Source organism: Salinicola corii (genome assembly GCF_008298015.1).
In the GTDB taxonomy this organism is placed as follows: domain Bacteria; phylum Pseudomonadota; class Gammaproteobacteria; order Pseudomonadales; family Halomonadaceae; genus Salinicola; species Salinicola corii.
Map to the genome: position 1 here is coordinate 644,102 of NZ_VTPX01000001.1, position 19,198 is coordinate 663,299.

Annotated in this window: 19 protein-coding genes; 15 read left to right on the forward strand and 4 right to left on the reverse strand. The window is 62.9% G+C overall.

Going from position 1 to position 19,198, the window contains the following annotated elements; genetic code table 11:
- Positions 1–53: 53 nt before the first annotated feature.
- Complete coding sequence (locus F0A16_RS03005) at positions 54–1,685, reverse strand: BCCT family transporter (RefSeq protein ID WP_149433891.1); 1,632 nt, start codon at positions 1,683–1,685, stop codon at positions 54–56.
- A gap of 385 nt (positions 1,686–2,070) precedes the next feature.
- Between F0A16_RS03005 and F0A16_RS03010 the strand changes: the two genes are divergently transcribed.
- The 14 genes from F0A16_RS03010 (at position 2,071) to F0A16_RS03075 (ending at position 16,112) form a co-directional block, all read left to right on the forward strand.
- Positions 2,071–3,870: an acyl-CoA dehydrogenase C-terminal domain-containing protein gene (locus F0A16_RS03010; protein ID WP_149433892.1), complete on the forward strand. Its 1,800-nt coding sequence runs from the start codon at positions 2,071–2,073 to the stop codon at positions 3,868–3,870.
- Positions 3,871–4,282: 412 nt separating this feature from the next.
- Positions 4,283–5,512 (forward strand): urea ABC transporter substrate-binding protein, encoded by a 1,230-nt coding sequence (gene urtA / locus F0A16_RS03015; protein ID WP_420853061.1) that lies wholly within the window; start codon positions 4,283–4,285, stop codon positions 5,510–5,512.
- Positions 5,513–5,603: 91 nt separating this feature from the next.
- Positions 5,604–7,256, forward strand: a complete 1,653-nt coding sequence (urtB, locus tag F0A16_RS03020; RefSeq protein ID WP_239023683.1) for an urea ABC transporter permease subunit UrtB — start codon at positions 5,604–5,606, stop codon at positions 7,254–7,256.
- Positions 7,253–8,344 carry an urea ABC transporter permease subunit UrtC gene (gene urtC / locus F0A16_RS03025; RefSeq protein ID WP_187775884.1) on the forward strand — a complete coding sequence of 364 codons (1,092 nt, stop codon included), beginning with the start codon at positions 7,253–7,255 and terminating at the stop codon, positions 8,342–8,344. The genes urtB and urtC overlap by 4 nt, the downstream gene beginning before the upstream one ends.
- On the forward strand, positions 8,341–9,198 hold the full coding sequence (gene urtD, locus F0A16_RS03030) for an urea ABC transporter ATP-binding protein UrtD (protein WP_149433894.1): 858 nt from the start codon (positions 8,341–8,343) through the stop codon (positions 9,196–9,198). The genes urtC and urtD overlap by 4 nt, the downstream gene beginning before the upstream one ends.
- Positions 9,198–9,908, forward strand: a complete 711-nt coding sequence (gene urtE, locus F0A16_RS03035) for an urea ABC transporter ATP-binding subunit UrtE (protein WP_149433895.1) — start codon at positions 9,198–9,200, stop codon at positions 9,906–9,908. Before urtD ends, urtE begins: the two co-directional genes overlap by 1 nt.
- 38 nt (positions 9,909–9,946) lie before the next feature.
- Positions 9,947–10,840, forward strand: coding sequence for an urease accessory protein UreD (locus tag F0A16_RS03040; RefSeq protein ID WP_149433896.1), 894 nt, complete (start codon positions 9,947–9,949; stop codon positions 10,838–10,840).
- Between the two features lie 113 nt (positions 10,841–10,953).
- The gene (locus tag F0A16_RS03045; RefSeq protein WP_149433897.1) at positions 10,954–11,256 is read left to right on the forward strand and encodes an urease subunit gamma; all 303 of its coding nucleotides are present in this window, start codon (positions 10,954–10,956) and stop codon (positions 11,254–11,256) included.
- Between the two features lie 144 nt (positions 11,257–11,400).
- Positions 11,401–11,739, forward strand: a complete 339-nt coding sequence (locus F0A16_RS03050; RefSeq protein ID WP_149433898.1) for an urease subunit beta — start codon at positions 11,401–11,403, stop codon at positions 11,737–11,739.
- Positions 11,739–13,445: an urease subunit alpha gene (gene ureC / locus F0A16_RS03055; RefSeq protein ID WP_149433899.1), complete on the forward strand. Its 1,707-nt coding sequence runs from the start codon at positions 11,739–11,741 to the stop codon at positions 13,443–13,445. Before F0A16_RS03050 ends, ureC begins: the two co-directional genes overlap by 1 nt.
- A gap of 92 nt (positions 13,446–13,537) precedes the next feature.
- Positions 13,538–14,092: an urease accessory protein UreE gene (gene ureE / locus F0A16_RS03060; RefSeq protein ID WP_149433900.1), complete on the forward strand. Its 555-nt coding sequence runs from the start codon at positions 13,538–13,540 to the stop codon at positions 14,090–14,092.
- A 6-nt stretch (positions 14,093–14,098) separates the two neighbouring features.
- Positions 14,099–14,782, forward strand: coding sequence for an urease accessory protein UreF (locus F0A16_RS03065; RefSeq protein ID WP_149433901.1), 684 nt, complete (start codon positions 14,099–14,101; stop codon positions 14,780–14,782).
- Positions 14,783–14,808: 26 nt separating this feature from the next.
- On the forward strand, positions 14,809–15,471 hold the full coding sequence (gene ureG / locus F0A16_RS03070) for an urease accessory protein UreG (RefSeq protein ID WP_149433902.1): 663 nt from the start codon (positions 14,809–14,811) through the stop codon (positions 15,469–15,471).
- Positions 15,472–15,506: 35 nt separating this feature from the next.
- Positions 15,507–16,112: a HupE/UreJ family protein gene (locus F0A16_RS03075; protein WP_149433903.1), complete on the forward strand. Its 606-nt coding sequence runs from the start codon at positions 15,507–15,509 to the stop codon at positions 16,110–16,112.
- A 387-nt stretch (positions 16,113–16,499) separates the two neighbouring features.
- On the opposite strand, the gene F0A16_RS22175 is transcribed toward F0A16_RS03075, so the two are convergent.
- Positions 16,500–16,637, reverse strand: a complete 138-nt coding sequence (locus F0A16_RS22175; RefSeq protein WP_338100584.1) for a DUF1206 domain-containing protein — start codon at positions 16,635–16,637, stop codon at positions 16,500–16,502.
- Positions 16,638–16,775: 138 nt separating this feature from the next.
- Here F0A16_RS22175 and F0A16_RS03085 point away from each other — a divergent pair, with 138 nt between their 5' ends.
- Positions 16,776–17,717 (forward strand): VirK/YbjX family protein, encoded by a 942-nt coding sequence (locus F0A16_RS03085; RefSeq protein ID WP_275401746.1) that lies wholly within the window; start codon positions 16,776–16,778, stop codon positions 17,715–17,717.
- Here F0A16_RS03085 and F0A16_RS03090 read toward each other — a convergent pair.
- The gene (locus tag F0A16_RS03090; RefSeq protein ID WP_149433905.1) at positions 17,714–18,460 is read right to left on the reverse strand and encodes an amino acid ABC transporter ATP-binding protein; all 747 of its coding nucleotides are present in this window, start codon (positions 18,458–18,460) and stop codon (positions 17,714–17,716) included. The genes F0A16_RS03085 and F0A16_RS03090 overlap by 4 nt on opposite strands.
- Positions 18,457–19,131 carry an amino acid ABC transporter permease gene (locus F0A16_RS03095; protein ID WP_149433906.1) on the reverse strand — a complete coding sequence of 225 codons (675 nt, stop codon included), beginning with the start codon at positions 19,129–19,131 and terminating at the stop codon, positions 18,457–18,459. The genes F0A16_RS03090 and F0A16_RS03095 overlap by 4 nt, the downstream gene beginning before the upstream one ends.
- Between the last annotated feature and the right edge of the window lie 67 nt (positions 19,132–19,198).

The following is a 19,198-nucleotide window of genomic DNA, read 5'->3' on the forward strand; positions in this document are numbered from 1 at the left end:
GGGCGACTCTCTGAGCCGCCCGCTTTCATGATCCGCCGTTTAGAACGAGGTCGTCAGCCGCGAGGCTCGGATCGCAACCCCTGAATGATGGCGTAGCACGCTGCCAGAAGGACGATCGTGAACGGCAGGCCCGTGGTGATGACGGCTGCCTGAAGTGCCCCCAGGCCTCCGCCCAGCAGCAACGCGATGGCTATGGCACCTTCGATCAGAGCCCAGAACACGCGCTGTGGTGTCGGTGCATCGACCTTGCCGCCGGCGGTGATCGAGTCGATGACCAGTGAACCGGAGTCCGACGAGGTGATGAAGAACACCATGACCAGAACGATGCCGACGAACGAGGTGATCGACGTCAGCGGCAACTGGCTCAACATGGTGAACAACTGCAACGGCAGGTCGGCGTTCTTGACACCTTCGTAACCCTGGCTGACGAGCTGGTCGATCGCGGTGTCGCCGAAAGCGGTCATCCACAGCACGGAAACGATGGTCGGCACCAGTAGTACCGCGATCAGGAACTCACGAACGGTGCGGCCACGGCTGACACGAGCGATGAACATGCCGACGAACGGTGACCAGGAGATCCACCAGGCCCAGTAGAAGGCAGTCCAGCCATGCACGAAGTCGCTGTCTTCACGGCCAAACGGGTTGGAGAGCGCCGGCAGGTTCTTCAGGTAGGATCCCAGATTCTCCACGAAACCGGTGGCGATCAGCAGCGTCGGACCAACGAAGATCACGAACAGCAGCAGCAGGAACGCGAGGGCCATGTTGATCTGCGACAGGCGTTGTACGCCCTTGTCGACACCCAGCATGACCGACATGAGCGCGATGAGCGTGATGCCGATGATCAGCAGCACCATGGTCACATCGGTGTTGGGAATACCGAACAGGAAGTTGAGCCCGGCAGACGCCTGCGAGGCACCGAAACCGAGCGAGGTCGCCAGGCCGAACAGCGTCGCCAGTACGGCCAGGATGTCGATCACATGGCCCGGCCAACCCCAGATCCGTTCACCCAGGATCGGGTAGAAGATCGAGCGCATGGTCAGCGGCAGGCCCTTGTTGAAGGAGAATAGCGCCAGCGACAGGGCGACGACCGCGTAGATGCCCCACGGGTGCAGTCCCCAGTGGAAGATGGTGGAAGCCATCGCCAGCGATTGCGAGGCGGCCTGATCGCCTTGGGCACCGCCCAACGGCGCCCAGGAGTCACCTGTCACTGAAGTACCGTAATGGGTTATGGGCTCGGAGACGCCGTAGAACATCAGTCCGATACCCATGCCCGCCGCGAACAGCATGGCGAACCAGCCTGCGTAGCTGAAGTCAGGCTTGGCGTGCAGGCCACCGATTCTCACCCTGCCCAGCGGTGTGAAGATCAGCACGACGGAGAGCAGAACGAAGATGTTGGCGGCAAACAGGAACAGCCAGCTCAAGTTGTCGGTCAGGAAGCTCTTCGCCCCGTTGAAGATTGGGCCCATCTGATCCGGTAGCGCCAGCGTGATGATGACGAAGAACAGGATAAGCAGAGACGAGACCGAAAAGACCTTGCCATGCAGATCGACGTTGAGACCAAATTTATTGGTCTGAATATTGTCCTGGCCAATCACATAATCAGTATCGATGAGATTGGCGGGACCCTCTGGTGCCGGTATGCCTTCCTGCGGCGCATCCGGCTGATTGTTGGCGTCTTGAGCCACTAGCCGTCTCCATTCTTTGATGAGTCAGTTCGAGGTCGCACTCGCGTGGCGACGATTCCCTTGCGCTCCCTTGCGTCGTTCGGGCGTCGTGTCAGCACGTGCCCACCCGGTCCAGGCAGAGCACACAGTCTGGCGTATCCGCGGGAACACGCAAGTTTCCCAATTATCCTGAATCAAGTCGGTGCTTCCAACCGTCTCGGCAAGAATCCGGCAGTTCTTCGCCGCTGGTCGCGACCGATATCGCGATGATAGCGGCTTTCGATTCCCGATCCTGTTCTGACGACGACGTGAGGGATAGACCAAGGTCAGAGTGAAACGCACTGCTGTTGTCGCCTATAGTCGTAGTTGTATTTAAACGAATGTTTGAATCTCCGGGAGGGTTCGAATGGCTGACTATCGCGCGCCGCTCGTGGACATGCGGTTCGTCCGTGAAGAAGTGTTTCAGGCTGAGCAGGAGTGGCAGGCCATGCCGGCGACTGTCGATTTCAACGCCGAGCTCGCCGATGCCGTCCTCGAGGAAGCCGCTCGTCTGGCCGAAGCAGAGCTGTTTCCGCTCAATCCGCGTGGAGACGCCGAGGGCTGCGTGATGTCGGGCGGCGCGGTGACCACACCGGGCGGGTTTCGCCAAGCCTTTGTAGAGATGGCGCGGGGGGGATGGTGCGGCCTCGGCGGCAATCCTGCCTATGGCGGACAGGGCCTGCCGAAACTGCTGACCCAGGCCTTTGACGAATTGCTCTACGCCAGCAACACCGGCTTCGCGTTGTATCTGGCGCTCAACAACGGTGCTGGGCTGCTGCTCGACGCTTACGCCGACGACGCGGTCAAGTCCCGCTATTTGCCACGGCTATACGCCGGCGACTGGTTGGGCACCATGTGCCTGACCGAGCCGCACTGCGGCACCGATCTCGGATTGATCAGGACTCGAGCCGTGCCCAACGATAACGGCCGTTACGCGGTCACCGGCAGCAAGATCTGGATCACCGGCGGGGAGCATGACCTGACCGAGAACATCGTTCATCTGGTGCTGGCCAAGCTGCCGGATGCGCCCTCGGGCGCCAAGGGCATCTCGCTGTTCCTGGTGCCTAAACGCCGGGTACTGGACGACGGTTCGTTGGGGGAGCCGAACGGCGTTATTTGTGGTGGACTCGAGCACAAGATGGGGATCAAGGGCAGCGCGACCTGCGTGATGCATTTCGAAGGTGCCGAGGGAATCCTGATCGGCGAGCCCCATCAGGGCCTGGCAGCGATGTTCACGATGATGAACTACGAGCGGCTCTCGATCGGCATTCAGGGGCTTGGATTGGGCGACGTCGCCTATCAGAGCGCCATTGCCTTTGCCCGCGAGCGGCGTCAGAGCCGCGCGCCGGGTGCTGCTGCCGAGCCCGATCAGGCCGCCGATCCGATCCTGGTCCATCCGGACGTGCGGCGCATGGCACTCAACGCTCGTGCCTGGAACGAAGGCGGGCGACTGTTTGCCGCCTTCGTTGCCCGTGAACTCGATCGGGCCAAATATCATCCTGATGACCAAGTGCGCGGGGAGGCCGGGGATTTGGTCGCACTGCTCACCCCGGTAGCCAAGGCATTTCTGACTGATCGGGGCTTTGCGACCACGGTGGAGGCACAGCAGGTCTACGGCGGCAGCGGCTACTGTGTCGAATGGGGCGCCGAGCAGTTCGTGCGCGATGCGCGAATCGCGATGATTTACGAAGGTACCAATGGCATTCAAGCCATGGATCTGATTGGCCGCAAGCTGACGCGAAACCAGGGGGCCTACGTCGAGCGCCTTGCCGAGCGGGTCAGGGCGGATCTCGATGATGATGATATCGATACGCCGGAATTACGTCCGTTCCGGGAGGCGCTCGAGAGCGAGCTGACCCGGCTCGAGCGAGTCAGCGACGCCGTGATCGAGGCCGCCAGAGCGAATGCGGCAGCGCCGGGCGCGGCAGCCCATGACTACCTACACCTGTTGGGCTATGCGGTTTATACCTGGATGTGGTGGAAAGCGTCTCGCGCGGCGCAGCGAGGTCTGGCCCAGCAGGGGCCATCCGGTGATGATTTCTATCGAGCGAAGTTGATAGTGGGGCATCATTTCCTGACCCGCCAGTTACCGCATGTCGAAGCGTTGGAGCGCCAGATCGCCGCCGGGCCGTCTGGGCTGATGGCGCTCGACGCATCGTATTTTTGAGGGAGCTGTGGCGAGCGCGCCTGATTAGCTGAAACACCCATGTGCTTTTGTGGTGCATTCACCTTCCGTGGACGCGTTTTCATATCCATTGTGGTGCATTGCTTCGTCTGTGATGGCGAAGGTTGCACCAGTAAAGCAATAAGACGGTCGGTGAACGATTGTTTCGTGCACCAATAACGGCCGTTTCGTCGAATTTTGGCTACCTTTTTAGATTTTTGTATACAAGATTCTCGCAATCATCCATCAAGGCACGAAAAATGCATCGGGTTCTCCAGTCGAGATCCACGCCTGAGACCGGATCTCGATCATCAGGGATCATGACCAGGAGAATCCGATGACAACAATACCCCTCCGCAAGTGGATTGCCGGCTCCGGGCTGGCACTGGCACTCACCGGTTTCGGCCATGCCGCCATGGCGCAGGATGAAGGCCCGATACGTGTCGGCATTCTGCATTCGCTTTCAGGCACCATGGCCATCAGCGAGTCGACGCTCAAGGACGAAATGCTGATGTTGATCGACAAGCAGAACGAAGCCGGCGGTCTGCTCGGCCGCCAGCTTGAGCCGGTGGTGATGGACCCGGCATCGGACTGGTCGCTCTACGCCGAACAGGCGCGCGACATGTTGACCGGCGACGATCACGTCGACGTCATCTTCGGCAACTGGACGTCGGCCTCTCGCAAGGCGGTGCTGCCGGTGGTAGAGGAGCTCAACGGGCTGCTGTTCTACCCGGTGCAGTACGAAGGCGAGGAGTCCTCCGAGAACATCTTCTACACCGGCGCTGCGCCCAATCAGCAGGCAATTCCGGCCGTCGACTACTTGATGAGCCAGGGCGTCGAGCGCTGGGCGCTGTTGGGCACCGACTACGTCTACCCGCGCACCACCAACAAGATCCTCGAAGCCTATCTCAAGGCAAATGGCGTCGCCGACGACGACATCATGATCAACTACACGCCGTTCGGTTTCAGCGACTGGCAGTCGATCGTCTCCCAGGTCAAGGATTTCGGCAGCCAGGGCAAGAAGACCGCCGTCGTCTCGACCATCAACGGCGATGCCAACGTGCCGTTCTACAACGAACTCGCCAACCAGGGCATCTCGGCGGGCGACATTCCCGTCGTCGCGTTCTCTGTGGGCGAGCAGGAGCTGACCGGTATCGATACCGCACCGCTGGTCGGCCACATGGCGGCGTGGAACTATTTCATGAGCGTCGACAGCGATGCCAACTATGACTTCATCGACGACTGGGTCGCCTACACCGGCAATGACGAGGCGGTGACCAACGATCCAATGGAGGCGCACTACATCGGCTTCAACATGTGGACCCAGGCAGTCGAGAAAGCCGGGACCACCGATGTCGACGCGGTCAAGGATTCGATCATCGGCGTGACCGTGCCCAACCTCTCGGGTGGTGCCTCTACCATGATGCCCAACCACCACATCACCAAGCCGGTGATGATCGGCGAGATCCAGGACGACGGGCAGTTCAGCGTGGTCTGGCAGACGCCGACGACGGTTGCCGGTGATGCCTGGTCGGACTACCTGCCGGGTTCCAAGAACCTGATCAGTGACTGGAGAGCACCGCTGCGCTGCGGCAAGCTCGACGTCGAGTCGATGACCTGCGAAGACGGCCCGGGCGCCGAATGAAGCCAGGCCGCCGGCGCCCAGCGGGCGTCGGCGGCATCGAGCAGAACCTGGGGCGGACGCCGCACCGAAAGGGCGGTGTCGAGGAACGAAAATGACCAAGATTCAACACTCGGCAGGCCGCTTTCTGACGCGCCTGCTGACCCATTCCATGCTGCTGTGCCTGTTGCTGGCCTGCGGTCTGGGTATCGGTTCGGCGGCCTCGGCCGCCCCAGGCGAGCCCCAGGCGCAGGCAGAAGAAGAGCCACGAGCGCTGCTGGAAGCGCTCGACACGCGCAGCTTCGAGGACAAGGGCGACGCCGCCCAGGCGATCGCCGAGAGCGCCGCCGAGCAGAAGACCCGCTGGCTGCAGGCGCTACTCGACGGCCGCCTGGGCAAGGAGCGCCGCGGCGAGCGTTTCTATATCATCACCGATGATAGCGGCCGCGAGTGGCCGATCATCGATGCCATCACGTTCGAGGATGCCGGTACCGGCACGCGTCGCACGGTCGAGGCGTTCAAGATCAACAACGATCTGCGTACTCGCATCGAGGGATTGCTGGCCTCGCTCTCCCTCAACGCTGGCGATGAAGCCTCTCGGCTGTCGGCAGCGCAGCGCTTGGTCGGAGAGGTCACGGCCGGCAACGCCGATCGTGTGCGCGGGATGCGCGACGACGAAGAGAGCGATGCCGTCCGCGACCAGCTCGATGTCGCGCTGGCGCTCTACGATGTCCAGCAGGGCGACATCGAGGCGCTCGGCACCCTGCGCGGCAATCTCGATACGCGGGTGCGCAACACGTTGAGCTCGATCGCCGCCGGCGATTCCGAGCTTGCCGCCGAGGCGCAGTCGGTCCTTGGCGGCATCGAGAGCAAGCGCGCCTGGTACGACCGTGCACAGACGCTGTTCTTCGGCCTCAGTGCCGGTTCGATTCTGGTGCTGGCGGCGATCGGTCTGGCGATCACCTTCGGCGTCATGGGCGTGATCAACATGGCCCATGGCGAGCTGATCATGATCGGCGCCTATACCACCTGGATGATCCAGCAGGCGCTACCGGGGCAACCGGGGCTGGCGCTGGCGCTGGCCATTCCCGGCGGCTTTCTGGTCGCCGGTGCGTTCGGCGTGTTGATCGAGCGCACCGTGATCCGCTTCCTGAAAGGCCGTCCGCTGGAGACGCTGTTGGCCACCTTCGGCCTCAGCCTGATCCTGCAACAGCTGGTGCGCAGCGTGTTCTCGCCGCTCAATCGTCGGGTGACCTCGCCGGACTGGCTGCAAGGGGCGTGGCAGATCAACGAGGCGCTGTCGTTGACCCTCAACCGACTGGCGGTACTGCTGTTCTGTCTGGCGGTCTTTGCCGGCCTGTGGGCGCTGATGCGCTATACCCGACTGGGGCTGGAGGTGCGTGCGGTAACCCAGAACCGGGCGATGGCCCGCGCCATGGGCGTACGTGCCACCCGGGTCGACATGCTGACGTTCGGCCTGGGCGCCGGGGTCGCTGGGCTGGCGGGGGTCGCCCTGTCCCAGTTGACCAATGTCGGCCCCAACCTGGGCCAGAGCTATATCGTCGACTCCTTCCTGGTCGTGGTCTTCGGCGGGGTCGGCAACCTGTGGGGAACGCTGGTGGCCGGCATGTCTCTCGGCGTGATCAATCAGGTGCTGCAGCCCTGGGTCGGCGCGGTACTGGCCAAGATCATCGTGCTGGTTGGCGTGATCCTGTTCATCCAGAAGCGTCCGCAGGGCATCTTCGCACCCAAGGGGCGGACCTCATGACGACCCAAACCTTCCTGCACGAACGTGATCGGTCGCGTCAGGCGTTTCTGTCCCGCTCGACGCTGTTGACCAGCCTGGTGCTAATCGTCGGCATGCTCGTGGTGCTGGTATTGAACGCCTTGCCGGAATCGAGCGCCTGGCACGTCAGCAATGCGACGGTATCGCTGCTTGGCAAGTATTTCACCTACATGCTGCTGGCGCTGGCGGTGGATCTCATCTGGGGCTATCTCGGCATCCTCAGCCTGGGGCATGGCGCGTTCTTTGCCCTGGGCGGCTATGCGATGGGGCTCTATCTCAACGCGCAGACCTCACCGCTACCGGGCTGGCAGTCGATCATGACCTACTTCCCCGTGGCGGCGCTGGCGGTCCTGCTGGCGCCGGGTTTGCTGGCGCTGGTATTCGGCTGGCTGGCCTTCCGCTCCCGAGTCACCGGCGTCTACTTCTCGATCATCACCCAGGCGCTGACCTTCGCGCTGATGCTGGCGTTCAACCGTAACGAGATGGGCATGGGTGGCAGTACCGGGCTGACGCGTTTCTATGAGCTGCTGGGCTTTTCGCTCGCGAGCGAGGGCATGACCGTGGCGCTGTTCGTGGCATCCGGCATGGCCGTGCTGCTGGCGTTCTGGCTATGCCAGGCGATCACCGTGTCACGCCTTGGGCGGGTCAGCGTGGCGACCCGCGATGCCGAGGCGCGGGTGCGCTTCATCGGCTACCGGGTCGACCACGTCAAGCTGGCGCTGTTCGTGGTCTCGGCGATGATCGCCGGGGTGGCCGGTGCGCTCTATGTTCCCCAGGTGGGCATCATCAATCCCAGTACCTTCGCGCCGCTGTTCTCGATCGAGGTGGTGGTGTGGGTCGCGCTGGGCGGCCGGGCGACGCTCTACGGTGCGCTGCTCGGTGCCCTGGTGGTCAACTATCTGAAAACGGTGCTGACCGGGGTGATGCCGGATGCCTGGTTGTTCATTCTCGGTGGCCTGTTCGTGCTGGTCACGATGTTGCTGCCGCAGGGTATTGCCGGCGTGATCTCGACCTGGCGCGGGAAGCGTCGCGATGGCGAAAAGCAGGATCGACAGGAGGTGAGCGCATGAGCGTGATCGATAGCACTCGCTTCGACAGGTTGCGGGAATTCGCCCGTCCGGACCGCGTGTTCGATTTCATGGCGCCGGCGCAGTCGCCGGTGGATGTGCGCCATGGGCCGATTCTCTATCTCGAGGACGTCAGCGTCAGCTTCGACGGCTTTCAGGCCATCAATCGGCTCAACCTGACCATCGATGACGGCGAGCTGCGCTGCATCATCGGCCCCAACGGGGCCGGCAAGACGACGATGATGGACATCATCACCGGCAAGACCCGGCCGGATCACGGGCAGGTCTGGTTCGGCAGCCGCCACAATCTGCTGACGCTGGATGAACCGCAGATCGCCAATCTGGGAATTGGCCGCAAGTTCCAGAAGCCCACGGTGTTCGAGGCACTCGACGTGACCGAAAACCTGGAACTGGCGATGGCCGGGGAACGGCGGGTCTGGAAGACGCTGCTGGCGAGGCTAGACCACGAGGGGCAGGCGCGGATCGACGAGGTGCTCGAGACGATCGGTTTGAGCGGGGAGCGCTACCGCCTGGCCGGCGTGCTCTCGCATGGTCAAAAGCAGTGGCTGGAAATCGGCATGCTGCTGATGCAGCGACCGCGTCTGCTGCTGGTGGACGAACCGGTGGCGGGCATGACCGAGCCGGAAATGCATCGTACCGCCGCGCTGCTGACCCGGCTCGCCGGCCAGCAATCGGTGGTGGTCGTCGAGCATGACATGGGGTTCGTGCGTTCGATCGCGCGGCAGGTCACGGTGCTCCATCAGGGCAGCGTGCTGGCAGAGGGCACCATGGACGACGTGTCGAGCGATCCGCGGGTGGTCGAGGTCTATCTCGGCGGCGACGAGGAGGCGGCCTGATGCTGAGCGTGGAAAACCTGAATCAGTACTACGGCGAAAGCCATATTCTGCGCGACCTGTCGCTGGAGGTGCCCGCTGGCCGCTGTACCTGCGTGATGGGGCGCAACGGCGTCGGCAAGACGACCCTGCTCAAGGCGATCATGGGCGAGGTGGCCGTGCGCGGCGGGGAGATTCGCTTCGATGGCGAGGAACTGCTCAAGCGCCGCCCGGAAGCGCGGGCCGGCTTGGGTATCGGCTACGTGCCTCAGGGGCGTCAGATATTCGCCACCCTGAGCGTGGAGGAAAACCTGAAGATCGGGCTGCCGTCGCGGCGGGTTCGCGGCCAGGAGAAGCGCGTCCATAAGATCCCCGAGCGTATCTACGAGCTGTTTCCGGTACTCAAGGAGATGCGCTATCGTCGAGGCGGGGACCTTTCCGGTGGGCAGCAGCAGCAGTTGGCGATTGGCCGGGCGCTGGTGCTCGACCCGAGACTGTTGATTCTCGATGAGCCCGGCGAGGGCATTCAACCCAATATCGTTGCCCAGATCGGGGAGGTCATTCGCAAACTGAACCGCGAGGATGGCCTGACGGTGCTGCTGGTCGAGCAGAAATTGCCGTTCGCGCGAAAATACGCCGACGCCTTCGTGATCATGGATCGCGGACAGAAAGTGGCCGAGGGAGAGATTGCGTCATTGAGCGACGATCTGATCAAGCGACACCTGACGGTATGACGGCAGCAACGTCATCTCCGTTGCGGCGTGAGGGTGCGATGAGTGCGGGAGATTCCGGGCATCGCTTCGATGCCGGGCGTCGTTGGGAGGCCTCGCTGTCGTTGGTGTTCGCGGCGCGTCTTTCCGGTGCGGCCGAGGCGACGCGGACGCGCCTGATCCGGGCCCGGCATCATGGCCCCTTGCGCGTCCAGCGGCCGTTCTACCCGGAGCAGCGCCAGATCGATCTGGCCGACCCCTGTCACGTCTACCTGCTGCATCCGCCGGGTGGGCTGGTCAGCGGCGATGCCCTGAAGATCGGCGTGAACGTCGAGGCATCGGCGCATGCGGTGCTGACCACGCCTGCGGCGACCAAGCTCTATCGGGCGGACAGTTACGGCGTGGTCTGGTCGCAGACCAATCGGCTCGAGGTCGAGGATGGTGGCATCCTCGAGTGGCTACCCCAGGAGACCATCGCCTTCGATGGCTCGCGGGGCGAACAGCGTACTGAGATCGCCTTGCACGGGGAGGCGCGCTGCCTGGGGTGGGAAATCATGGCGCTGGGGCGCCCGGCGAGCCATCTCCCGTTCGAGAGCGGCCGCATCGAGCAGCGCTTCCAATTGACCCGGGATGGCCGACCGCTATGGCTCGAGCGTCAGCCGCTGGATCCGGTGCACCCGCGCTTTGTCGGCCGCTGGGGGCAGGGCGAGGCGACGGTGCAGGCCACACTGTGGGCGGCGGGCCTGCCGGACCCCGGGGCGGCGGTGACGACCGTCAGAGCGGCGTTGCCGGCGAATCCGAGCTGGGCGGTGACGCAGCGTCATGACGTGCTGCTGTTGCGTTACCTGGGCGGTTCTCGCAATGAAGCCTGGGCCCTATGCTGCGCTGCCTGGCACGCGCTCAGGCCGTTGCTTGCCGGGCGCGCCGCTTGCGAGCCGCGCATCTGGCGGACGTGACAATCGAGTTTCGTAGCGTCTCTTTACAGCGCCCCGAAGCCGGTGGCGCTTTCGTAGCTTGAAGCTCGAACGGCTGAACATTGAAAAACGCGAAACACCAGGGAGCAGTCGCGATGGAATTGACCCCGAGAGACAAAGATAAGCTGCTGCTGTTCAGTGCCGCCCAGTTGGCCGAGCGGCGGCGCGCCCGCGGGCTCAAGCTCAACTATCCGGAAGCGATGGCACTGATCAGTTTCGAGATTCTGGAAGGCGCGCGGGATGGCAGGAGCGTGGCCGACCTGATGGGTTACGGGCGCGAGATACTGACTCGAGAAGACGTCATGGAAGGGGTTGCCGAGATGATCCACGAAGTGCAGGTCGAGGCGACGTTCCCGGATGGGACGAAGTTGGTGACGGTCCACGATCCTATCGTCTGACGTGGCTGTGCCCGGTCAGGCCGTGCCAGTTGCGCTCTTCGACGCTTGCCGCCGGCCCTGACCTTCTCGCGTCGGGTCGGAAAGTGGCAATTGGCAGCCCACGCGTCGCTCATACGATGAACAACCTATGACAAGGGAAAATCGATGATTCCCGGTGAAACGCAGATTCAGGATGGCGAGATCGAGCTCAATGCCGGCCTCGAGACGATCACGGTGGCGGTGGCCAATACCGGCGACCGGCCGGTGCAGGTCGGCTCCCACTATCACTTTGCCGAGACCAATCCGGCGCTGGTCTTCGACCGCGTCGCCGCGCGCGGCTATCGTCTCGACGTGCCCGCCGGTTCGGCGATCCGCTTCGAGCCAGGTCAGAGTCGCGAGGTGACGCTGGTGCCCTACGTGGGCGAGCGAAGGGTCTACGGTTTCCGTGGCGATGTCATGGGTGCGCTGGATGGTGCCGAGAATCACGGGGGGGGAGCGAACTAATGGTCAAGATCACCCGGCAGGCGTACGCGGACATGTACGGCCCCACGGTCGGCGATCGTGTGCGCCTGGGCGATACCGAGCTGTGGATCGAGGTGGAGCGCGACGCGACGGTCTATGGCGACGAGGTCAAGTTCGGTGGCGGAAAGGTCATTCGTGACGGCATGGGCCAGAGTCAGCGTCACGATGGCTCGGTCATGGATACCGTCATCACCAACGCCCTGATTCTCGACTGGTGGGGTGTGGTCAAGGCGGATGTCGGCCTGCAGAAGGGCCGGATCGCGGCGATCGGCAAGGCCGGCAATCCCGACGTGCAACCGGGCGTCGATATTGTCATCGGGCCGGGCACGGAGATCATCGCGGGGGAGGGCAAGATCCTCACCGCTGGCGGCATCGACGCGCACATTCACTTCATCTGCCCGCAGCAGGTCGAGGAAGCGCTGATGAGCGGTGTCACAACGATGCTGGGCGGCGGCACCGGTCCGGCGACAGGCACCAACGCCACGACCTGCACGCCGGGCGAGTGGCATCTGGGCAAGATGCTGCAGGCGATCGACACGCTGCCTATGAACATCGGCCTGCTCGGCAAGGGCAATGCCAGCCTGCCCGAGGCGCTGGAGGCGCAGATCGTGGCCGGGGCGATCGGGCTCAAGCTGCACGAGGACTGGGGCACCACGCCGGCGTCGATCGACAATTGCCTGAGTGTGGCGGAGCGGTACGACATCCAGGTCGCGATCCATACCGATACGCTCAACGAGTCCGGTTTCGTCGAGGACACGATCGCCGCGTTCAAGGAGCGCGGCATCCATACCTATCACACCGAAGGCGCGGGCGGCGGCCACGCCCCGGACATCATCACTGCCTGCTCGAAGGATTACGTGTTGCCATCGTCGACCAACCCGACCCGGCCCTACACCGTCAACACCATCGATGAGCATCTCGACATGCTGATGGTGTGCCATCACCTCGACCCAAACATTCCGGAAGACGTGGCCTTTGCCGATTCACGCATCCGCCGCGAGACCATCGCCGCGGAAGACATCCTGCATGATATGGGCGTAATCTCGATGATCGCGTCGGACTCCCAGGCCATGGGGCGCGTCGGCGAGGTGGTCTGCCGCACCTGGCAGACCGCACACAAGATGAAGGTACAGCGCGGCCTGCTGCCGGAAGACGAAGCGCTGGGGGCGGACAATTTCCGCGCGCGTCGCTATATCGCCAAGTACACCATCAACCCGGCGCTGACTCACGGCATCGCTCACGAGGTCGGATCGGTGGAGGTTGGCAAGCTGGCCGATCTGGTACTGTGGAGTCCGGTATTCTTTGGGGTCAAGCCGGCATTGATCGTCAAGGGCGGCATGATCGCGGCGGCGCCGATGGGCGACGCCAACGCCTCGATCCCGACGCCGCAGCCGGTCCACTACCGGCCGATGTTCGGGGCGTTCGGCAAGGCCGCCAGCGCGACCCGCTTCAGTTTCGTCAGCCAGGCGGCACTGGATGTCGGTATCAAGGCGCGACTGGGACTGGAGAGCGAACTCTCGGCGGTCAGGCAGGTGCGTGGCGTTCGCAAGAAAGACATGAAGCTCAACGACGCCTGTCCGCAGCTGACCGTCGATCCGCAGACCTACGAAGTGCACGCCGATGGCGAACTGCTGAGCTGCGAGCCGGCGACCGAGCTGCCGCTGGCTCAGCGTTATCATCTATTTTGATTCGACTATTCATCCGCCGGCCGGGCTAGTTTTCGGTTATCTATTTCAAGGTCATCCCGAGCCCCGTATCGGCCATCATGAGGCAGACAGACATGTGGAAATTGATTGAGCGGCTGGAGGCGACATCCGATGCCGTCGCTGTCGATAGCGTGACGCTACCGTTCGAACTGCGAATGCGGGGAAGACTGAAGGCCGTCAGCGACAGCGGCCGCGACATCGGGCTCTTTCTGGATCGCGGACCGGTGCTTCGCGACGGTGCGTTGCTGCGCGCGGAGACCGGGGAAGTCGTCGAGATTCGCGCCGCCGCCGAGCCCGTCGTGACGGCATTGATCCCTTCTGGTCTGGCGCTGGCCAGGCTCTGCTACCACCTGGGTAACCGTCACGTACAGCTGGCGATCGGCGAAGACGAGGAGACTGGCTGGGTACGCTTCCCGCCGGATCACGTTCTCGAGGCGTTGGCCGCACGATTGGGTGCGACGCTGGAGCGCCACAAGGCGCCATTCGACCCCGAACCAGGGGCCTACGCCGAAGGGCTGGGCCATGGACATGGGCATGACCACCATCACGGTTCCGCGGAAGGTCACGCTCAGGTATACGATTTTCAGCATCACCGTTCCTGGCGACAGGGCCACAAGCATGAGCATTAATGGGTGATGGTCGAGTCGACACGCGACCCGCTGGCCCTGATGGGGTTGATGCAACTGGTCAGTCCGGCCCTGCCGATCGGTGCCTTTGCCTGGTCCCAGGGGCTGGAGAGCGCCATCGAACTGGGTTGGGTGAGTGACGAGCAGAGCTTGCGAGAGTGGCTGGCCGGTGTTCTGCAGGATGGCCTGACAGTGTGCGAACTGCCGGTTCTGGCCAGGCTTCAGCAGGCCTGGGCGAACGAGGATCGAGAAGCGCTGCAGCACTGGAATGACTGGCTCCAGGCTAATCGCGAGACCGCCGAACTGGCGGATGAGGATCTGCGTCTGGGGCAGGCACTGGCTCGGCTATTGGGCGACCTGAAGGTGTTGCCGGCCTCCGGCTGGCTACCGCCGCGGCCCGCCTACGTCACGCTTTTCGCCTGGATGGCCCACCGGCGCGGGGTCGTCGTCGGCGATGCCCAGCTCGGCTTTGCCTGGGCATGGCTCGAGAACCAGCTCGCGGCGGCGTGCAAGACTCTCCCGCTGGGGCAGACAGCGGCACAGCGGCTCATCGAGCGGCTGCGGCCCGAACTGGCCACGGCCGTCAGCGCCGCCAACGTATTGACAGATGCCGAGTTGGGACCGGTGCTGCCGGGTTTGGCACTGGCGAGTGCACTACACGAAACACAATATTCGCGGCTGTTCCGCAGTTGAGGGTTGGCAAGGAGGAGGTGAGTACGATGAAGCACTGCTTACGCGTGGGCGTCGGTGGTCCGGTAGGGTCGGGAAAGACGGCGCTGCTCAAGCAGCTCTGTCTGGCATTGCGCGACCATTACGAGATCGCGGTGGTGACCAACGACATTTACACCCGCGAGGACGCCGATTTTCTGCTTCGGCACGATGCGCTGGCCGCGGATCGTATCATTGGCGTGGAAACCGGGGGCTGCCCGCATACGGCGATTCGCGAGGACGCCTCGATGAATCTGGCAGCGATCGACGACCTTCATGCGCGCCATCCGGCGCTGGAGCTGGTTCTGGTGGAGTCCGGCGGCGATAACCTGGCCGCCACCTTCAGTCCCGAACTGTCGGATCTGACACTTTACGTGATCGATGTTTCCGCCGGCGATAAGATTCCGCGCAAGGGCGGGCCGGGGATTACCAAGTCCGACCTGCTGATCATCAACAAGATCGACATTGCCGACTACGTCCACGCCTCGCTCGACGTCATGGAGCGTGACGCCAAGAAGATGCGCGGTGAACGGCCCTTCGTCTTCGCCAATCTGCATGACGGCATCGGTGCCGAAACCATCGTTCGTTTCATTCTCGACCGTGGCATGTTGCCCGAGCGGCGCGGCGATGCGCGTCGCGCCATCCAGGACCAGGCGCTGCTGAGCGCCAACTGATTTCTCGTTTTACATTCAATTCAAGGAGATTCGTCATGACCGCATCAACTCTCCCGGCTCGTTGCCTGGCCTGGCTGTCCGCGCCGTTCATGCTGTTGGTCGCCTCGGCGGCCATGGCTCACCCCGGCGCGCTGCCGCATACTCATGGGGGCAGCTTCCTGGCCGGATTGATGCATCCGCTATCGGGACTCGACCACCTGCTCGCCATGCTGGCTATCGGCTTGTGGAGCTGCCGCCAGTCCTCGACGCTGCGCCGCGCCATGCCGCTGCTGATTGCGCTGGGCATGGTCGCGGGGGCAGGGCTGGCCTGGGCTGGCGTGCCGCTACTCGGTGTCGAATTCGGTATCGCCTCCAGCGTCCTGCTGGCGGGCGTGATGCTGGCCTGTCTGGTCAAGCTGCCCACCGCGGTCGGGGGCACCCTGGTCTTTGCCTTCATCCTGTTGCATGGCCATGCTCACGGTAGCGAGCTGGCTCCCGGGGCATCGGCGGCGCTCTACGCCGTTGGCTTTGTCATCGCCAGCGTTGCTATCACGGTGGTCGGCCGTCTGGTAGGCAACTGGTTGATGCAGCGCGACAGCCGCTGGTTGCGCGGTATCGGTGCCGCCATCGCCGCTGCGGGTGGGGCGCTCTTGCTGGGTTGAAGCCGTATGGGGCTCTACACCCGTTTTCAGGACATCGGCGTACATGGGGATAGGCGGCCATAACTGCCATGGGCGGCAGTGCACCTAAAACAGCACCGATCAGGTAACACCCCCCAGAAAAGGGCAACACCGCTGCCATGCGGCCCACGATGGATAATGGCGCCTCCATGAGTGGAGCGACCAGGAAGGTGCTGCTGGCAAGGATTTCGTCAGTGGTGAACCCTTCAATACGGAGGCACCGCCAGAAGTCGAAACCAGAGTTCGTGTCGACGACAAGTCGTCTCGTCCTTTCGAGATAGGGTATCGATCGTTTGAGACCGCTACGGCGGTCTTTTTTGTGCGCTGCGTCCGGTGGTCTAGTTGTCCCCGACGCCGCAAGCGGGTCGGTCAGGTCCCGTTCTGCGGGGGCCTGATCCGGCGATAGCCGGCGTTGATGAAACAGTATCCACCGTAAGCGATCAGGCCGACCGCAGCGGTGCCCAGGAGCCAGTCGTTGAAGGCGTTGCGTGGGGCCGAGGGAACCAATTCCGGAATGACAGGTAATAGTTAGTGCGGTAACTTAATTTGTCTTTAAGAATCACTGTTTCCTAATCCTGTCCGATGCCCTGGCATTGGTTACGAGCAGATCAAATGTCACCTGTCTTCTGTCATCACTGGTCGTCTATGACCCCATACGAGGCGTCGCTGCATGCCTATCCCGAAAAACGAGAGCGCAGGATGCGTCTCAAGCTCTGGGGGCGAATGTTGATACAGACTCGGCTCTATCGAGAATTGATGGTTGGGCTCGATGCCGATCAATTGTTGCAGGCAGCCGTTGCCAGACGCCGAACCCTGTTGGTAAAGCCATTTCGGACTTATATCACTACGCGTTACACGGCGCGCCAACGCCTGGAGCATCTCCTCGGGCACTACGCGCTGCAGCGGCAGTATCTCGGCGACTCACTCTCCGCAAGCGTTCTGGACGGGATTGGCTTGCCGCTAATGCGCCTGACCGTCGGCGATCAGGCCGTCGATTTCGTGCTTGGCTACAGGGGGCTGCACGATCGCGAGGGTGAACTCATGCTGATGCTGCTCGATGGCTTGAGTGGCAAGCGTCTATATAGTGCGGCCTTTTCGCTGATGAGCGACCCGGGCGGCACCGCCTCGTTGTGCCTGGGGACCCTGCAGGGAAATCGCGACCAGGCTGATTGGATCAAGGCGTTTGCCCGTCAATATCACGGACTGCGTCCTCAGGCTTTCATGCTCGAGGCGCTATTGATGTTGGCGCGAATCTGGGGAGTGGCGGGTTTGGTCACGGTGGACAACGCGCATCATGTCTATCGGGCGCGAAAGCGGACCGCTGCCAAGCGTCGCTTTGATCTGGACGCGCTGGTCGCGGGTTTTGGCGGCAAGGCCTCCGCCGATGGCTGGTTTCGCCTGGGACTGGATGATGGGCGACGGTCGATCGAGGAGATCGCCTCGCGCAAGCGCAGCCAATATCGCAAGCGTTACGCTTGGTTGGCGTCGATGGAGACACAGCTAGGCGAGCGTCTGGCCCCGACAGAACCGGCGATATCCTGCCCCGGTTCGAGACGGCGCGAGGAGAGTCATACGGTGGTCGGTTAGACGACGTTCGCTGCCAGGATCTTGCGCAGAAACTGCTGCGTACGCTCGTCCTTGGGATGGCTGAACAGCTCGGCGGGCGGCGCTTGCTCGATGATGCGACCCTGATCCATGAACACCACCCGATCGGCGACCTCGCGAGCGAACTGCATCTCGTGAGTGACGACGATCATGGTCTGGTGCTCCGCCGCGAGTTGTTTCATCAGGCCTAGCACCTCTTCCACCCACTGCGGATCCAGCGAGGATGTCGGTTCATCGAACAGGATGACCTCTGCATTGGCTGCCATGGCTCGACCGATACCCACGCGCTGTTGTTGCCCGCCGGATAGAGCGGCAGGGTAGGCGTCGGCCTTGTCGGCCAGTCCGATCCGCTCGAGAATTTCCCTCGCCCTGGCGTACGCCTCGCGCTTGGCAATGCCATCGACCACGATCATGCCTTCGGCAATGTTCTGCAGTGCGGTCTTGTTGGCGAAGAGAGCATAGTTCTGAAACACGAAGGCGGTACGCCGCCGCAGGGCCAGGATCTGTTCACGCGTCGCGCTCGTGGCATCGAGGCTGAGATCGCCGATGGTCAACTGGCCGGCATCGGGCGTCTCCAGGAAATTGATGCAGCGCAGCAGCGTGGATTTGCCGGTGCCCGAGGGCCCGACGATCACGATGATCTCGCCGCGCTCGAGATGAAGATCGATATCGTCGAAGACGACGTGACTGCCGAATTGCTTGCGGATGCCCTTGAGTTCGATCATCGCTGATAAGCCCGGTTGAGTCGTTGTTCCAGCCATTTCTGCACCCACGAGAGTGCCTCGACCACGATCCAGTAGATGACCGCCACGACCAGAAAAGCCTCGAAGTAGAGAAAGCTGCCGGCGGCTTCCTTCTGGGTGGCACCCATCAGCTCGGTGACGCCGAGCGTGAAGGCCAGCGAGGTCGACTTGATCATGTCAATGAAGTAGTTCATCAACGTCGGCGTTGCCACCCGGGTTGCCTGGGGCAGCACGATTCGACGCATCAGTTGCGCCCGCGTCATGCCGATCGATAGCGCGGCTTCGGTCTGGCTACGATCGATCCCCACGATAGCCGCTCGGATCGACTCCGCCATATAGGCGGAGAAGTGGAGCGTCAGACCGAGAATCGTGGCGGTGATGCCGTTGATCGCCACCAGAAAGGTCAGCACCTGAGGGAGCCCATAGTAGAACAGGAACAGTTGCACCAGCAGTGGCGTGCCGCGGAAGAAGGAGATGAAGAGAAGGGCGAAAGCGTTGAGGCCGGGAAGCCGGGTCACGCGAATGACCGCCAGAAGGCAGGCCAGTATCAGCGCACAGGCCATGCCTGCGGCGGCCATCTCCAGTGTGAGGGGCAGGTAGCCTAGAAGAATGGGCACCAGGCCCAGCATGTAGTCGAAATCGAGTGCGTGCATAGTGCTTGGCGCTCCGCGCTTGGCGACCTCAGATAACGGAAAGGCCCATGGCGCCGATCAGCGCCAT

Bases quoted from the DNA above. Each gene is read 5' to 3' on its own strand.
- F0A16_RS03090 (WP_149433905.1), bottom strand. From the start codon at position 18,460: ATGATCGAACTCAAGGGCATCCGCAAGCAATTCGGCAGTCACGTCGTC.
- urtB (WP_239023683.1), top strand. From the start codon at position 5,604: ATGACCAAGATTCAACACTCGGCAGGCCGCTTTCTGACGCGCCTGCTG.
- urtC (WP_187775884.1), top strand. From the start codon at position 7,253: ATGACGACCCAAACCTTCCTGCACGAACGTGATCGGTCGCGTCAGGCG.
- F0A16_RS03040 (WP_149433896.1), top strand. From the start codon at position 9,947: ATGAGTGCGGGAGATTCCGGGCATCGCTTCGATGCCGGGCGTCGTTGG.
- ureG (WP_149433902.1), top strand. From the start codon at position 14,809: ATGAAGCACTGCTTACGCGTGGGCGTCGGTGGTCCGGTAGGGTCGGGA.
- ureE (WP_149433900.1), top strand. From the start codon at position 13,538: ATGTGGAAATTGATTGAGCGGCTGGAGGCGACATCCGATGCCGTCGCT.
- F0A16_RS03045 (WP_149433897.1), top strand. From the start codon at position 10,954: ATGGAATTGACCCCGAGAGACAAAGATAAGCTGCTGCTGTTCAGTGCC.
- ureC (WP_149433899.1), top strand. From the start codon at position 11,739: ATGGTCAAGATCACCCGGCAGGCGTACGCGGACATGTACGGCCCCACG.
- F0A16_RS03075 (WP_149433903.1), top strand. From the start codon at position 15,507: ATGACCGCATCAACTCTCCCGGCTCGTTGCCTGGCCTGGCTGTCCGCG.
- urtD (WP_149433894.1), top strand. From the start codon at position 8,341: ATGAGCGTGATCGATAGCACTCGCTTCGACAGGTTGCGGGAATTCGCC.
- urtA (WP_420853061.1), top strand. From the start codon at position 4,283: ATGGCGCAGGATGAAGGCCCGATACGTGTCGGCATTCTGCATTCGCTT.
- F0A16_RS03010 (WP_149433892.1), top strand. From the start codon at position 2,071: ATGGCTGACTATCGCGCGCCGCTCGTGGACATGCGGTTCGTCCGTGAA.
- F0A16_RS03095 (WP_149433906.1), bottom strand. From the start codon at position 19,131: ATGCACGCACTCGATTTCGACTACATGCTGGGCCTGGTGCCCATTCTT.
- F0A16_RS03065 (WP_149433901.1), top strand. From the start codon at position 14,099: ATGGTCGAGTCGACACGCGACCCGCTGGCCCTGATGGGGTTGATGCAA.
- F0A16_RS03085 (WP_275401746.1), top strand. From the start codon at position 16,776: ATGACCCCATACGAGGCGTCGCTGCATGCCTATCCCGAAAAACGAGAG.
- F0A16_RS03050 (WP_149433898.1), top strand. From the start codon at position 11,401: ATGATTCCCGGTGAAACGCAGATTCAGGATGGCGAGATCGAGCTCAAT.
- urtE (WP_149433895.1), top strand. From the start codon at position 9,198: ATGCTGAGCGTGGAAAACCTGAATCAGTACTACGGCGAAAGCCATATT.